Consider the following 15512-nt stretch of genomic DNA (forward strand, 5'->3'; position numbering starts at 1 on the left):
CGATATTGCGTCCGGGCCGCGCAGTCAGACAGACCCGTGACGGCCGTCCAGCAGCGCGGGCAAGGCGCGCAGATAGCGCAGGCCGGCCAGCGCCCGGCTGCCGTACCACGACATCATCTCGCCATCGACCAGCAGCACGGGAATCCCCAGCTGCTTCTCGAGCGCGTCCGCGTGGGCTTCCGTGAAGCGGTACGGCTCCGTCGACAGCAGCACGGCGTCGAGCCCGTCGACGAGCGCCTGCGACCACGCGAAGCGCGGATAGCGGTCGGCGCCCAGGTCCGGCACGCGCCACCCCAGTTCGGCCAGCATGGCGGCGATGTACGTGCCGTCCGACACCGTCATCCACGGATCCTGCCAGATGCAGTACAGCACGGTGCGCGCGGGTTCCTTGGGCAGCGCCCGCAGCGCCGCGTGCTCGGCCTCGAAGGCGGCGCACCAGCGCGCGGCGGCCTCGTCCGCGCCGAAGATCCCGCCCATCAGCCGCGCCAGGTGCAGGTTGTCGCGCGGCGCGTTCAGGTGCGTGACGACGATGTGCGGCACGAATGCCGCCAGCGCGTCGACGGTCGGCTTGTTGTTCTCGTCGATGTTGACGACGACGTGCGTGGGCGCCAGCCGGCGGATCTTGTCGATGTTGACGTCCTTCGTGCCGCCCACCTTGGGAATGGCGGCGACGACGTCGCGCGGGTGGACGCAGAAGCCGGTGCGGCCGACCAGCTGGCCGGCCAGCCCCAGGTCGCACAGCAGTTCGGTGATCGACGGCACGAGGCAGACGATGCGCGCGCCGGGTGCGGGCGCGTGCCGCGTGCCCAGCGCGTCGGCGTAGAAAGAATCGGTTGCGGTATTCATGCCGCCATTGAAACACTGTTGTTTATCGGCGCCAAGCATCGGCGGCGGTGTGTCGTTCGGGTATCATGCGAGCTTGTCAATATAAGTTGTCGCCAAGAAGTTTTAAAAACATGATAGTGACCGGCACCTTCGGTGCGTCTTCCTACAGCATCCGCGACCTGCAGCTCTTTCGCGACGCCGACGGCCCCGCCGTGGCGGCGGCGCTCGCCGATTGCCGGCTCGTGCGGCTGGCGCGCGGCGAGGCGCTGGAAGACGGCCTGCGGGCCCGCCTGTACGTCCTGCTGGCAGGCAGCCTCGCCGTCGAAGGGGCGCTGGGCGAAGGCAATGTCGAGCGCATCCTGCCCGGCGAGAGCGTGGGCGAGCAATCCGTGCTGGACGACGCGGCCAACCTGGACGCCATCGTCGCGCTGGAAGACAGCGAGTTGCTCGTGATCGAACCAGACCGCGTGTGGCAATTGATCGACGGCCAGAACGGCGTGGCGCGCAACCTGTTGCGGCTGCTGTCGTTCCGCATCCGCGCGACCAACGCCCGCCTGCGCCGGCGCCAGAAGCTGGGCGAGTTCTACCGCCAGCTGTCGTTCAACGACGGGCTCACGGGCCTGTACAACCGCGCCTGGCTGAACGACGCGCTGCCCAAGCTCGTCGCCAGGGCGCGCCAGGAGAGCGGCCCGCTGTCGCTCGTGATGATCGACCTGGACCACTTCAAGCGCTTCAACGACACGCACGGTCACATGGCGGGCGACGCCGCCCTGTGCGCGGCCGCCGGCGTGATTCGTGCGGGCCTGCGCCCGACCGACTTCGCCGTGCGCTACGGCGGCGAAGAGATGATGGCGATCCTGCCCGGCACCCCGCAGCCGCACGCGGTGATGGTCGCCGAGCGCCTGTGCGCGCGCATGCGCGAGGCCGTCGTGTTCGACGACATGCGCCAGCCGCTGCCCCACGTCACCGGCTCGTTCGGCGTCGCCACCCTGCTGCCCGGCCAGGACGAACGCGCGCTGATCGAAGCGGCCGACGCCGCGCTGTACCGCGCCAAGGAAGCCGGGCGCGACCGCATCGGCACCTGAGTTCCCCGAGGCGGATTGAGCGCGGACCAGGCCGTGCGGATCCGCAGGGCTCCCATTTGCACATCCTCTCAAATCGGTTGCGGAAAAATATTGCGAGCATGCGTCTCGATGGTTTTCATGCCGGAGAACAAGCCGACAGCAGAAACTGCGGCCAGTACGGCGATGCCGTATGCCACGCCGTGTTCCGGGCGCATGTCGATGATCCAGCCAATCAAGGGTTGCAACAACGCCGTCGCTAGAAACATGCCGGTGTTTGCCACGCCAATCGCCATGCCAGCCGACTCAGGCGGGTTGACTTCCTTTGCCAACGCCCAAATGAGCGTGTAGCTCGTCGATCCGATTCCCTGTATGGCAAACACCGCGAAGCTGAACCAGGGATGACGCATTGCCCCCATGAACATCGGCACCCACATCAGTACATACAACGTTCCCAATCCGAGCAATAGGGATTTCCTGTTCGCGAACTTGTCCGACAGCCGACCGACGAAAATGGCACTTACCGCGTGGCAGACCAGCATCACGAGAACATGGGCTGATGCCACGTCTTTCGTCAGGCCATACGTTTTTGTGAGAAAGGGCGTCGCCCAAAGGCTGGTGAAAGTGAAAAACGTTCCACAGATGCCAAAACCGACCCAGAAGCACGGCCATGTCGCTGAATTCGCCATCACGATGCGTAACTGTTTTGGCCACGAGGAATTGGGCGGACGCCTCGCCACCGGAGGCAAGCCCGTGATTTCGCTTTTGAATCCGGCATCGGACGGTGTGTCGCGCACATACAGGAAGATCGCAGCACCGAGGGACAGGCTTGCTACGCCGGTCGCCGCGATGATGATTCTCCAGTCGACATAATTGGACAGCACGGAGAGCGGATATGTCGACAAAATCGAGCCGAAATTTCCGAACAGGATCGTCAATCCGCTCAGCGTCGCAAATTGACGTGGCGCGAACCACGAGGCATTGAGCTTTAGCAGGGCAACAAAGGGCACGGCGACACCCGTGCCGATGAGCGCGCGGCCGACGCCTGCCATTGGTATCGTTGTCGCAGTCGCGAAAATGGCGCTGCCGATGGCCGCAGTGACACAGCCAAGAACAAGAATTTTTCGCGGTCCAAACGTATCGGCAATGATACCGGTTGGGATTTGCATGGCTGTGACCATCACGAAATACATCGCCGCGATGAAACCAAGTTCAGTCGACGATGCCGAAAAATCCCGCTGAAGATGAGTGCCCAGTGCAACTGGCGCGACACGGTGGAAGAAGGACATCATGTACGCGACAATGACAAGTCCGAAGATCAGCCATTGCATACGTGCAAATTTTCTATGCTGTGGCGTAACACCAGTTTTTCTTTGTTGCAAAGTCATGGATTTTCCGAGCCAGATTTAGATGAGCTGACATGCAGCGCCCGCTGCGAGATTAAGGGAATTTACTTGTAGTAATGGATCTCCAAAAGAAGACACCCTTGTTCAGATTTAAAAGGGCCGTGAAATGCGCCGGGTGGGCGGCAAGCATAGGTATGTGGCTTGAAGGGCACTCCCCCCGCCCCCTGTTCATCATTGCCGACAGTAAGGTCTCCCTCGAGAAGATAGACTTCCTCCCAGTAGTCATGGACAAACGGTGCGCGAGTAAATACACCGCTCTTAAAACGGAGCAACCGTGTCCGACTGCCGGTCCTGGCGGCATAATTCAATGAACCCGCCAGAATTTTCTCTTCGATTCCGGATGGGTAACCGTCAGGTGTCGACCACCCGGTTGCAAGATCGAGTGAATGAAACTCTTTATGTTCCTTCAGCATGTTTGGCTCCAATAAAGCGATGAATTGACTATTCGATTGATAAAGCTCGCTCCTGCCCGTGCGCGCGACGTAAGACCGCAACTAAATGCTCCTAAGGATGGAAGTGGCACGGTCAAGCGTTTCATCACGTTTGGTGAAACAGAAGGGAATTTTTTGCGCAGCGGGCGCTCGGGAGTAAAAACCTGAAAGCGGAATCGAAACGATCAGATGCTTCTTGACGAGTTGACCAGCGAACGCTTCATCGCAGTGGTCGGTGTCACGGGTTTCCTGCCTGGGTGGTGATATATCGACAAGAATAGGCGCGACTTCCCTTGCCCGACAAGCAACTTATTTTTACTGGAACAACCAAGTTTTTCTTAACACCATACGGCCCGGGCCATGGGCTGCATCGGCACCTGAGTTCCCCGAGGCGGATTGAACGCGGACTAGGCCGTGCGGATCATGCACGTTAGAATGGCGCGTCGCAACTCAGCCGCGCAACTGGCACTCCAACTGGCACCCCAATGAGCACCCACACGTTCCTCTGGCACGATTACGAGACCTTCGGCGCCGAACCGCGGCGCGATCGTCCCGCACAGTTCGCCGCGATCCGCACCGACGCCGACCTCAACGAAATCGGCGAGCCGATCATGCTGTACTGCCAGCCCGCGCCGGACTACCTGCCCGATCCGCAAGCCTGCCTGATCACGGGCATCACGCCGCAGCACTGCCTGGAACACGGCGTGCCGGAGCACGAATTCGCGGCCCGCATCTGCGCCGCGTTCTCCGAGCCGGGCACGATCGGCGTCGGCTACAACACGATCCGCTTCGACGACGAAGTCACGCGCTTCCTGCTGTGGCGCAACCTGATGGACCCGTATGCGCGCGAGTGGCAGAACGGCTGCGGCCGCTGGGACATGCTCGACGTCGTGCGCATGGCCTACGCGCTCCGTCCGGACGGCATCACCTGGCCGCGCCACGACGACGGCCGGCCCAGCTTCCGGCTCGAACACCTCACGCGCGACAACGGCCTCGTCCACGACGCCGCGCACGACGCGCTGTCCGACGTGCGCGCCACCATCGCGCTGGCGCGCCTGCTGCGCAACAAGCAGCCGAAGCTGTTCGACTTCTGCCTCGAACTGCGCCGCAAGGACAAGGTGGCCGAACAGATGGGCCTGCACCTGGACCGCGCGCTGCGCCAGCCTTTCCTGCACGTGTCCGGCATGTTCCCGGCCGAGCGCGGCTGCCTGGCCATGGTCTGGCCGCTGGCCACGCACCCGACCAATAAAAACGAAGTGCTCGTGTGGGATTGCCGCCACGATCCGTCCGAACTGTTCAACCTGAACGTCGAGACGATCCGCCAGCGCCTGTTCACCCGCGCCGCCGACATGCCCGAGGGCATGACGCGCCTCCCCATCAAGAGCGTGCACCTGAACAAGTCGCCCATGCTGGTCGGCAACCTGAAAACCTTGAGCGCGCCGATGGCGGCCCGCTGGGAACTGGACGTCGACCAGTGCCTCGCCCACGCACGCATCGCGGCGGCCGGGCCCGACATGGCGGCCGTCTGGCAGCAAGTGTTCCAGCGCGACAAGAACCTGGCCGCGGTGGACGTCGACGAAGACCTGTACGGCGGCTTCGTCTCGAACGGCGACCGGCGCCGGCTGGAATCGCTGCGCACGGAAACGCCGCCCAAGCTGGCGGCCGCGCGCCCGTCGTTCGAGGACGAGCGCCTGTCGCACCTGCTGTTCCGCTACCGCGCGCGCAACTTCCCGCACACGCTGGCCGAGGAAGAGCGGCAGGCGTGGGAAGACCACCGCGCCGCGCGCCTGTTCGACGGCGCCGGCGGCGCGCGCACGATCGACCGGCTGTTCGCGGAGATCGACGCGTTGTCCGAGACGGCGGACGAGCGGGCCGAAGCAATCCTGGGGGAGCTGTATGATTACGCGGAGATGATCGCCCCGAGCCGTTACTGAACTCGATGCCCCGCGCCTTCCGCTCGCTCGACAACTACAACTACCGCCTGTGGGCCATCGGCGCCCTCGTCTCCAACGTCGGGACCTGGATGCAGCGCACCGCCCAGGACTGGCTCGTGCTGACCGGGCTGACGCACCACAATGCGTCGGCCGTGGGCATCGTCATGGCCTTGCAGTTCGGCCCGCAATTGCTGCTGCTGCCCTGGACCGGCTGGGTCGCCGACCACGTCGACCAGCGCAAGCTGATGATGGTCACCCAGGCGGCCATGGGCGTGCTCGCGCTGGCGCTGGGCGCGCTGACGGTCGCCGGCATCGTCTCGCTGTGGCAGGTGTACGTGTTCGCCTTCCTGTTCGGCTGCGCGTCCGCCTTCGACGCGCCCGTGCGCCAGACCTTCGTCGCGCAACTCGTCGGCGACGCGGACCTGCCGAACGCCGTCGCGCTGAATTCGACGTCGTTCAACGGCGCCCGGATGATCGGCCCCGCGTGCGCGGGCCTCTTGATCGCCGGCGTCGGCACCGGCTGGGCGTTCGTCGTCAACGGCCTGTCGTACGTCGCGGTCCTCGCTTCGCTGGCCTGCCTGCGCAAGGGAGAATTGCACGCGCATCCGCGCACGCACGGCAGCGGCGGCGGGCACGGGATGCTCGACGGCGTGCGGTATGTGCGCAACCGGCCGGACCTGCTGGCGCTCCTCGCGATGCTGTTCCTGATCGCGACGTTCGGCCTGAACTTCCCGATCTACATCGGCACGATGGCCGTGTCCGTGTTCCATACGGATGCGCGCGGGTACAGCCTGCTGTCGTCGACGATGGCCGTCGGGAGCGTCGTCGGCGCGCTGCTCGCCGCCGGCCGCGAACGCACGCGCTTCGGCGCCCTCGTGGTCGGCGCGGGCGCGTTCGGTGCCGGCTGCCTGCTGGCGGCCCTGTCTCCGGGCTATCTGTGGTTCGCCGCCGCGCTGGCGCTCACGGGCGTGGCCGCCCTCACCTTCACGAACACGTCGAACAGCCTGATCCAGCTGTCCACGGAACCCGCCATGCGCGGCCGCGTGATGGCCCTGCGGCTCGGCATCGCCCTGGGCACGACGCCGCTCGGGGCGCCGATCGTCGGCTGGGTGGCGGACCACGCCGGCCCGCGCTGGGCCCTCGGCGTGGCCGCGGCGTCCGGCTTTGCGGCGCTGGCGGTCGGGATGCGCTATCTGGCGCTGGCCCGGCGGCAAACCGGCAATGCTCAGCCGCGATAGCGGTTGATGGCGTCGCGCGTCTCGCGCGCCACGCGCCGCGCCGCCGCGGCGAAATCCTCGCCGCCCTGCGGCTGCGCGTAGATGATGGCGCGAGAGGAATTGATCATCATGCCCGTACCGGTGGCCGTGCGGCCCGACCTGACGGTCGCCTCGATGTCGCCGCCCTGGGCGCCGATGCCCGGCACGAGCAGCGGCATGTCGCCCACGATGGCGCGCACCTGCGCCAGTTCCTCCGGGAACGTGGCGCCGACGACGAGCGCGCACTGGCCGTTCTTGTTCCACTTTTCCGCGACGAGGCGCGCGACATGCTGGTACAGCGGCTGGCCGCCCACGTCGAGGAATTGCAGGTCGGAACCGCCCGCGTTCGACGTGCGGCACAGCACGATCACGCCGCGGTCTTTCCATTCCATGTAAGGCTCGACGGAATCGAACCCCATGTACGGATTGACGGTGACGGCGTCGGCGCCGTAGCGGTCGAACGCTTCGCGCGCATACTGGTGGGCGGTGGCGCCGATGTCGCCGCGCTTGGCGTCCAGGATCAGCGGAATGTGGGGATAGTTCTCGCGCAAATACTTGCAGATGGCTTCCAGCTGGTCTTCCGCGCCGAGGGCGGCGAAATAGGCGATCTGCGGCTTGAAGGCGCAGGCCAGGTCGGCGGTGGCGTCGATGATGGCCTTGCAGAACTCGACGATGCCGCTTGGCGTGCCCGCCAGGTGCGCGGGGAAGCGGGCCGTGTCCGGATCGAGTCCCACGCACAGCAGGGAATCGTTGCGCTTCCAGGCGGCGTTCAGTTTGTCGATGAAGTTCATGGGCGGCCTCTCTGATCTGATTGCAAACCCTCTATTGTAGCGCGCCGCCTCGTCCGTTTCGCCAATACGATCGCATTTCGGTTATATTTTGGCCATTCGACAACTTGTCATGGAACGCCAGATGAAACCCTCCCTGTTCACGCGCTGGTTCGGCCTGCTGCTGGCCGCCGTACTGGCCGCCACCTTGCTGTCGGGCTGCGGCTACAACCAGTTCCAGGCCAAGGACGAGGCCGTCAAGGCCGCCTGGGCCGAGGTCGTCAACCAATACCAGCGCCGCGCCGACCTGATTCCCAATCTGGTGAACACGGTCAAGGGCTATGCGACGCACGAAAAGGATACGCTGGAAGCCGTCACGCGCGCGCGCGCGGCCGCGACCAGTTTCCAGATCACGCCGGAAGTCCTGAACAATCCCGAAGCCTTCCAGAAATTCCAGCAGGTGCAGGGCGAGCTGTCGAACGCGCTGTCGCGCCTGATGGCCGTGTCCGAGAACTATCCGCAGCTCAAGGCCGACACCAGTTTCCGCGACCTGCAGTCGCAGCTGGAAGGCACGGAGAACCGCATCACGGTGGCGCGCCAGCGCTATATCGCGGCGGTGCAGGACTACAATATCACCGTGCGCAGCTTCCCGACCAACCTCACCGCGATGATGTTCGGCTACCAGGCCAAGCCGTCGTTCACCGTCGAGAACGAGAAATCCATTTCGACGGCACCGGCCGTCAACTTCGGCAAATAAGGCCATGCCATGAACGCCCTGCCGCGCCTGCTGTGGGCCTGGATGCTGACCGTGCTGCTCGCTTGCCACGCGCAGGCGCAAGGTCAATTCAAACCGGTGCCGCCGCTGCGCGCGCGCGTCACCGACGAGGTCGGCATGCTGACGCCGGACCAGCGCCAGAAACTGGAAAACGTGCTGGCCGACTACGAAGCGAAGACGGGGAGCCAGATCGCGGTGCTGCTCGTGTCGTCGACGGAACCGGAGGCCATCGAGCAGTACAGCATCCGCGTGACGGACGCCTGGAAGCTGGGCCGCAAGGGCGTGGACGACGGCGTGCTGCTGCTGGTCGCGAAAGACAATCCCAAGGCGCTGCGCCGCCTGCGCATCGAGGCCGGACGCGGCGTGCAGGGCGTGCTCACGGACGCGCAATCGAAGCGCATCCTGCAGGACACGATCGCCCCGCACTTCCGCCAGCAGGACTGGTACGGCGGCCTCGTCGCGGGCGTCGGCGCCATCGCCACCCTGCTCGACCAGGAAAAATTCCCGGCGCCGCAGGCGCAGACGCAGGCGCAGCAGGATGACGGCGGCGGTCCCGGCATCGTCGTCAGCATCTTCCTGATGATCGTCGGGATCATCGTGGTCCGCTCGATCTTCCGTCCGCGCCGCACGCGCTTGGCACGGATGGGCCAGCCGGGCCACGCCGGCCCGAATTGGGGCAGCGGCACCACCGGCTTTATTATCGGCAATATCCTCGCCAACGCGGCCCACCACCACGACGACGACCAATGGCGCGGCGGCGGCGGCTTCTCCGGCGGCTTCATGGACGGCGGCGGCGGCGGCTTTTCCGGCGGCGGCGGCACCTTCGACGGCGGCGGCGCATCGGGAGACTGGTGATGGAAGAACCGAGCCGCCTGCGGCGCGCCCTGCGCCACCTGTTCAGCACCCGCAACGAGGCCGAGCACGCGTATCCGCCCGACGCCCTCACCGCCATCACGGAAGCCATCACGGCCGGCGAACAGACGCACCGCGGCGAAGTGCGGCTGATCGTCGAAAAGGGGTTGCCGCTGTCGCTGGCCTGGGCCGGCGTGACGACCCGCCAGCGCGCCGTCGCCCTGTTCGCCGACTACGGCATCTGGGACACCGAGGACAACTGCGGCGTGTTGATCTACGTGAATCTCGCCGACCGCAGAGTCGACATCATTGCCGACCGGGGCATCGACCGCAAGATACCCGCCGCCACGTGGCAGGACGTGTGCGACACGATGACGCGCGGCTTTGCCCACGGCGAGTTCCGCGTGGCCACCCTCGCCGCGATCGCCCAGGTGAACCAGTTGCTGCGCAGCCATTTCCCGTCCGAAGGCACGCGGCCGAACGAATTGCCGGACCGGCCCGTCATGCTCTGATGGCGGCGGCCGCTACAATGGCGGCCTTCTTATTTGCCGCAGCGAGGAAATCCCATGAAACTCAGCCAGAAAGTCGCCATCGTCACCGGAGCCAGCCAGGGCATCGGCCGTGCGTGCGCGGAACGCTTCGTGCGCGAGGGCGCGCACGTGATGCTCGTCGACGTACGTCCCGACGGTGCGGCCGCCGCCGCGGCGCTGGGCGACGGCGCCCGGTTCTTCCGGGCCGACGTGAGCGTGAAGGCCGAGGTGGACGCGCTGGTCGCGGCCACGCTGGCCGCGTTCGGCCCCATCGACATCCTCGTCAACAACGCCGGCGTGACGCATGCGGCCGATTTCCTCGACCTGGCCGAGGACGATTTCGACCGCGTCCTGCGCATCAACCTCAAGTCGATGTTCCTGTGCAGCCAGGCCGTGGCCCGCGAGATGGTCAAGCGCCAGGATACGCAGCAGCGCGGATGCATCATCAATATGTCGAGCGTGAACGCGGAGCTGACGATCCCGAACCAGATTCCGTACGTCGTGTCGAAGGGCGGCGTCAACCAGCTCACGCGGGTGGCGTCGATCAGCCTGGCGCCGCACGGCATCCGCGTCAATGCGATCGGCCCGGGCACGATCCTGACGGAACTGGCGAAGGAAGCCGTGCTGGCGAGCCCGGAAGCGCGCCACACGATCCTGTCGCGCACGCCGCTGGGCCGCTGCGGCGAACCGGAAGAGATCGCCGGCATCGCCGCCTTCCTCGCCGGCGACGACGCGTCGTACATCACGGGCCAGACGCTGTACGCGGACGGCGGACGCATGGCCTTGAATTACACGGTGCCGGTCAAGGAGTGAGATGCATCGCGAACCCGACCATTATTAACCTGGAGAATAACCGGTATCGGAATTCATCATTGGACACGCATACCGCAGTGCAGCATACTTGCACCTGTCTCCACTATTCTCCTCCAAGAAAATAGTTTGAAGCCCGCTCAATCAGCGGGCTTTTTTTTATCGCTCTCGAGCAACCTTCATTGCCGCCGGCGCGGGGGCCGATTGGACCAATCCCATCCGCAAACGTTCGCGACCAATGTCACACACATTTGACGAGTGTCATGGTCAAGTCACATTCTCTCCCTATACTGGGTTCATCTCGATACACGCAACCGATATGCGTGATCGCAGAAGGTGTGCTGCTCGCGGCACACCGCACCGGATTCTGCGTCTCTTGGCCCGATCTTGGGTTGTGCCCGTCCTCCGTTGGCGGGCATTTTTTTGTTCCGTATCCTAATTGTCGCGTCTGCTACGCACCGCACAATTAAGTGTTGTTGTGCTTGAACCATCTACAGATTCCGCTATGATGAAATTCGCACCTCGCGTTTTTTACATTCGCGTGGGGATAAGACAATCCAAACTTGGAATGGAGCCGGTCCAATGACTTTACCTGTACCTGAGACGATGTCGCCACCCCAAGACCAACAACATCCATCGCGCCGCCGTCACGCGGAACCGGAAGACTGCCTGGTTCTCAGTGAGCTCAACCCGCGCATGGTGATCGACCATATCGACGATGAAGGGCAACCTCTGCAGATCATGACTTTCGGCACTGTCCGCGAGGTTTGCCCAAAATGTCAAAGCGGCCACCTGAAACTGGTCCTGCGCCAGTCGGCCGTACGCGTTGCCCACTTATTCTGTGCCGACTGCGCCAGCTGCTTCGACGCCCACTATCCCAACGGCACCCCAGCCCTCACGATCTGAACATCGCAACCCGCAAGTCCGACGCGCCGCCCGGCGGTGCGCCGGCGGATGCGGCGCCGCGATCCGATACGCTGCAAACGCGCGACGCGCGTGGTAAGGTGGGCGCTTTCCAGCCTTGCTTGTCATGACAATGTCTTTCACCACGTTCCTGCGGAATCCGCGCAGACCCCTGCTGTGCCTCGCGGGCGCCGTCCTCATCTACCTGACGATCATAACGACAGGCAATATCCCGGGCGCGCGGGCCGACATCGGCGCGTTCGCGCCCGGTGTGATCCTGCACTCGATCGCCTATGCCGTGCTGGCCGCGCTGTGGTTCGCCGGCAGCCGCGGCAGCGCGCCGGCACGCGCGTGCAAGGCCGTGCTGGCCATCGCCGCGATGGGTGCCGGCGACGAGTTCATCCAGGGTTTCTTCCCCTACCGCGGCGCCTCGGTCCACGACTGGGCCGTCGACGTCAGCGCCGCGATCGTCGCCGGCAGCGTGCTGGCCCTGCTGACGTCGCGCGCCGCCGTCGACACGGGACACTGAACCCACAGCCCCGCAATATTCGCCACGGCTTTGACGTGGCTCATGCTCAACGGCAGGCGGCTTGAACGCCGATACCAAACGCGCCTCTTACTGCAGTGGCACGCGGCATCGTCACTCATCCAACCTGACACTATCCCCTCAGAAGGAGTTGATCATGAAGCAAAAACACCAGAGCATCTTCCTGGCGGGCTTGCTGGCCCTGGCAGTCGGGCTGTCCGCGTGCAGTTCCATGCGCGGCGGCGGTACGGGCAGCAGCGGCAGCAGCGGCACCGGCGGCGAGACCGGCAGCAGCGGCACGGCCACCGGCACATCAAGCAGCGGCGGCATGTCGGGCACCGGCGGCGGCACCGGATCGCAGGGGTCCGGCAGCTGGGGCGGCGGGACCGGCAGCTCGGGGACGTCCGGCACGTCCGGATCGTCGGGCAGCTCGAGCGGCTACGACAGCTCGGGCACGTCGGCCGGCATGATGCATGAGGACCAGGGCGCCGCCAGCGGCGCCACGGCGGCGGCCACGACCCCGAACGCCACCGTCGCCGCCATCGAAGTCATGCCGCGTTCGAGCGGCACGGGCACCGAATCCGAAAGCAGCGCCAGCGCCGCGATGGGCAGCAGCGCGGGCGGCACGACGGGCGCCTCCCCCGACCGCGTCTATCGCATCACGCTGCGCATGGACGACGGCAGCACCCAGGTCGTGACGCAGCAGACGACGCCCGACTTCCGCACCGGCGACCGGGTGAGCCTGGCAGGCGGCGTCATCCAGCACTGAGCCCGGCGGCGCCCGCCCTATTCCGCCCCGACCTGCTGCGCCTGCGTCCGCTTGGCCCGCACGATGTCCGCGCCGCGCTTGCCGGCCAGCAGGGCGTGGTCGGAATTGTAGTATTCCCACTCGCTGTAACGGCCGACGAGCGTGATGTCGAACTGCTTCAGCCAGGCCTTGCACGTCTCGACGTTGCGGGCGCGCGCGTGGTCGTACAGCACGTAGGCGTAAGGCATGTCGACCTGGTGCGCGGCCAGGATCGTGTCGCCGTCCTGGATCATGCCGACCTTGCGACAATCCTCGATGGCCCGCGCGACCAGCGCGTCGCCATCGACGGGCAGCGGTTTATACGGCGAATACGAGATCTCGCACGTGAAGCCGAAGCCGCCCGGCGGATTGCAGCCGGGGCTCGCGTTGCCCTGCACGAAGATGCGGTGGAAGATCGTGTCTTCCGGATAGTAGATCCAGTGCTTGTCCGTCGCCACGCGGTCGATGCCGATGTTCACGCAGCGGATCGACACGTGGCGCAAGCCTTTCGCCGCCGCCCTCACCTCTTCCGGGGCCTCGTCGCCCATCGCCTTGACGAGTTCCGGCAGCGGCATCGTGGAAACCAGGTCGTCGTAGCGGAAGCGGCGCCCGTCGCGCAGGGCGACGATGTGTTCGCGCGGCAGCACTTTCGCGACGTCCGCATTCAATTCGATCTTGCCCTTGATGTGGGGCAGGAAGCCATTCATCAAGGCCTGGAACCCGCCCTTGAGCGGATAGCCGAAGCGCGCGTTCGGGCCCAGCGGTTTCGGCGACGGCTCCAGCGCGCCCTGGATGATTTCTTCCAGGTTCGGCAACGGCACGCGTCCGCCCAGCCATGACGTTTCCATCTCGGCCAGCGGCACCGTCCAGATCTTGCGGTTGTACGGGATCGCGAAGTGTTTGGCGATGCCCTTGCCCCACACCTTGTAGATGAATTGTTCGAAATTCCTCACTTCGCCTTTCACGGCGCGGTCGGTATTGCACACGTCCGTCGTGCCGTCCGCGCAGCAGTCGTCGACGGCCTGCGCGGCCGCCGTCTTGCCCTCGGCGCTTTCGTAGCGGGCTTCGATGGCGCCCATCACGCATTCCGTGATCACTTTCGGCGGCAGGCCGTACAGCGCGCCCTGGAATGGATAGCGGGTGTAGACGCCCTTGCTGTAGATCCAGGCCTCGCGGTTCTGCCAGTGCACATTATCGCCCAGCAGCACGTCGTACATCTTGAGCACGTACGGGTCGTTCGAGAACATGATGTGGCCGGCGTGATCGAACGTGAAGCCATTGTCTTCGATCGAGCGGCACCAGCCGCCGACGCTCTCGTTGCGGTCCAGCAGCAGCGTGTCGGCGCCCAGGTGGTAAGCGGCCGACAGGCCCGTCGGGCCGCCGCCGATGATGATCGTGCCCACGTGCGGCTCGTGCGCCCGCAGCGGGTTGACCTTCGAGCCGCGGCGCGAGGCGGCCGCCGCATCGTCCGGGCCATCCGCGTGGCGCGGCGTCGCGCGCCGGTCCGTGTGCGGCGGCGCGGTGTCGATCAGTTCGCGCATGCGCGCGACCGTGTTGTCCCACGACGTGGCGGCGACGACGGCCTGCATCGCGTCGACCATGTGGCGGCGCTGTTCGGGCGTCTGCGCCAGGGCCGCTTCGCAGGCGGCGACGAATTCGTCGGGCGTGGCGGCGATGGCGACGACGTGGCCGTACGGATTGGCCACGTCGGCGATCGGCGTGCTGACGATCGGCAACTGGGCCGCCATGTATTCGAGCACCTTGGTCGGGCTGATGTATTTCGTCGCCTCGTTGATGGCGAACGGCATCAGGCAGACGTCCCAGCCGGCCAGCAGGTCGGGCAAGGCGGCATACGGTTGCTGGCCGAGATAATGGAGGTTGGGGCCGCGTGGAAGACGCTCCGGGTCGATCTTGACGATCGGTCCGGCCAGCACGATCTGCCATTCCGGATGGGCTTCGGCCACGGCGCCGACGAGGTCCGGGTCGAAGCGCTCGTCCAGCACGCCGTAGAAGCCCAGGCGCGGACGCGCGAGCGCGTCCTGCTGCGGATGCGCGCGCGTGCGGTCCAGCGCCTGCTGGAAGTGCACGACGTCCACGCTGGACGAGAAGCAATGGACGTTCGGATGGCGGTGGCGCTTGGCCTCGTACAGGCTGGGGCCGCCGGTGAACACGAGGTCGGCGATGGACAGCAGCGCGCTTTCACGCTGCAGCAATTGTTTCGGCGAATTCTTGAACGACGCCAGTTCGTCCATGCAGTCGTACACGACGAGCGCGGGCCGCAGCGATTGCAGCAGCGGCAGGGCCATCGGCGTGTAGAACCAGGCGACGACTTCCTCACCCGGCGGTGCCAACTGCGCCACCATGGGTTGGAGCAGGCGCAGCTGGTCGTCGTGGAATCCGTTGGCGTGGATGGGCGTGTGCGCGCGGCACACGGTCACGTTGGGGACGGGACTGGATCGTTCCATGAACGGGGCGCCGTCATCGTATTCCGGTTCCTCGACGAACAGGATCGGATAATGCTGCGCCAGCCGCGACAGCAGATGCTGCGGCCGCTGGAAGACGAAATCCCAGCGCAAGTGGCTGAAAACGACGATCGTGGTCATGATGAACTCCTTTTCGCCCCTGCGGGCTTGATCGAATGCGTTGCGG

The 15512-nt window shown here is 65.4% G+C and carries 15 protein-coding genes; 10 read left to right on the plus strand and 5 right to left on the minus strand.

Annotated elements, in window-relative coordinates:
* Nucleotides 1–24 precede the first annotated feature (24 nt).
* Nucleotides 25–846 carry a helical backbone metal receptor gene (locus ISF28_RS25180; protein ID WP_198119924.1) on the minus strand — a complete coding sequence of 274 codons (822 nt, stop codon included), beginning with the start codon at nt 844–846 and terminating at the stop codon, nt 25–27.
* 110 nt (nt 847–956) lie between these two features.
* Here ISF28_RS25180 and ISF28_RS25185 point away from each other — a divergent pair, with 110 nt between their 5' ends.
* Nucleotides 957–1910, plus strand: a complete 954-nt coding sequence (locus ISF28_RS25185) for a GGDEF domain-containing protein (protein WP_198119925.1) — start codon at nt 957–959, stop codon at nt 1908–1910.
* Nucleotides 1911–1978: 68 nt separating this feature from the next.
* On the opposite strand, the gene ISF28_RS25190 is transcribed toward ISF28_RS25185, so the two are convergent.
* Both ISF28_RS25190 and ISF28_RS25195 read right to left on the minus strand, forming a co-directional pair.
* Complete coding sequence (locus ISF28_RS25190; protein WP_198119926.1) at nt 1979–3274, minus strand: MFS transporter; 1296 nt, start codon at nt 3272–3274, stop codon at nt 1979–1981.
* Nucleotides 3275–3336: 62 nt separating this feature from the next.
* Complete coding sequence (locus ISF28_RS25195) at nt 3337–3705, minus strand: cupin domain-containing protein (RefSeq protein WP_198119927.1); 369 nt, start codon at nt 3703–3705, stop codon at nt 3337–3339.
* A gap of 503 nt (nt 3706–4208) precedes the next feature.
* On the opposite strand from ISF28_RS25195, the gene sbcB reads away from it, so the two are divergent.
* Nucleotides 4209–5657, plus strand: coding sequence for an exodeoxyribonuclease I (sbcB, locus tag ISF28_RS25200; RefSeq protein WP_198119928.1), 1449 nt, complete (start codon nt 4209–4211; stop codon nt 5655–5657).
* 5 nt (nt 5658–5662) lie between these two features.
* Nucleotides 5663–6895 (plus strand): MFS transporter, encoded by a 1233-nt coding sequence (locus ISF28_RS25205; RefSeq protein WP_198119929.1) that lies wholly within the window; start codon nt 5663–5665, stop codon nt 6893–6895.
* Here the strand turns inward: ISF28_RS25205 and pyrF are convergent.
* The gene (pyrF, locus tag ISF28_RS25210; RefSeq protein ID WP_198119930.1) at nt 6883–7704 is read right to left on the minus strand and encodes an orotidine-5'-phosphate decarboxylase; all 822 of its coding nucleotides are present in this window, start codon (nt 7702–7704) and stop codon (nt 6883–6885) included. The two genes, ISF28_RS25205 and pyrF, sit on opposite strands and share 13 nt — an antisense overlap.
* Nucleotides 7705–7825: 121 nt before the next feature.
* Between pyrF and ISF28_RS25215 the strand changes: the two genes are divergently transcribed.
* The 7 genes from ISF28_RS25215 to ISF28_RS25245 all read left to right on the plus strand — a co-directional run bounded on the left by ISF28_RS25215 (nt 7826) and on the right by ISF28_RS25245 (nt 12845).
* Nucleotides 7826–8437: a LemA family protein gene (locus ISF28_RS25215; protein ID WP_198119931.1), complete on the plus strand. Its 612-nt coding sequence runs from the start codon at nt 7826–7828 to the stop codon at nt 8435–8437.
* Between the two features lie 9 nt (nt 8438–8446).
* Nucleotides 8447–9310, plus strand: coding sequence for a TPM domain-containing protein (locus tag ISF28_RS25220; RefSeq protein ID WP_198119932.1), 864 nt, complete (start codon nt 8447–8449; stop codon nt 9308–9310).
* Nucleotides 9310–9819 (plus strand): TPM domain-containing protein, encoded by a 510-nt coding sequence (locus ISF28_RS25225; RefSeq protein ID WP_198119933.1) that lies wholly within the window; start codon nt 9310–9312, stop codon nt 9817–9819. Before ISF28_RS25220 ends, ISF28_RS25225 begins: the two co-directional genes overlap by 1 nt.
* 54 nt (nt 9820–9873) lie before the next feature.
* Nucleotides 9874–10650, plus strand: coding sequence for an SDR family NAD(P)-dependent oxidoreductase (locus tag ISF28_RS25230; RefSeq protein WP_198119934.1), 777 nt, complete (start codon nt 9874–9876; stop codon nt 10648–10650).
* Between the two features lie 579 nt (nt 10651–11229).
* Nucleotides 11230–11553, plus strand: a complete 324-nt coding sequence (locus ISF28_RS25235; RefSeq protein WP_198119935.1) for a hypothetical protein — start codon at nt 11230–11232, stop codon at nt 11551–11553.
* Between the two features lie 130 nt (nt 11554–11683).
* On the plus strand, nt 11684–12079 hold the full coding sequence (locus tag ISF28_RS25240) for a VanZ family protein (protein ID WP_198119936.1): 396 nt from the start codon (nt 11684–11686) through the stop codon (nt 12077–12079).
* Between the two features lie 154 nt (nt 12080–12233).
* Nucleotides 12234–12845 (plus strand): hypothetical protein, encoded by a 612-nt coding sequence (locus ISF28_RS25245; RefSeq protein ID WP_198119937.1) that lies wholly within the window; start codon nt 12234–12236, stop codon nt 12843–12845.
* Nucleotides 12846–12862: 17 nt separating this feature from the next.
* Here ISF28_RS25245 and ISF28_RS25250 read toward each other — a convergent pair whose 3' ends face one another.
* On the minus strand, nt 12863–15466 hold the full coding sequence (locus ISF28_RS25250) for an NAD(P)-binding protein (protein WP_198119938.1): 2604 nt from the start codon (nt 15464–15466) through the stop codon (nt 12863–12865).
* Nucleotides 15467–15512: the final 46 nt, after the last annotated feature.

It is taken from the genome of Massilia rhizosphaerae, from assembly GCF_016093545.1.
Classification (GTDB): Bacteria; Pseudomonadota; Gammaproteobacteria; order Burkholderiales; family Burkholderiaceae_D; genus Telluria; species Telluria rhizosphaerae.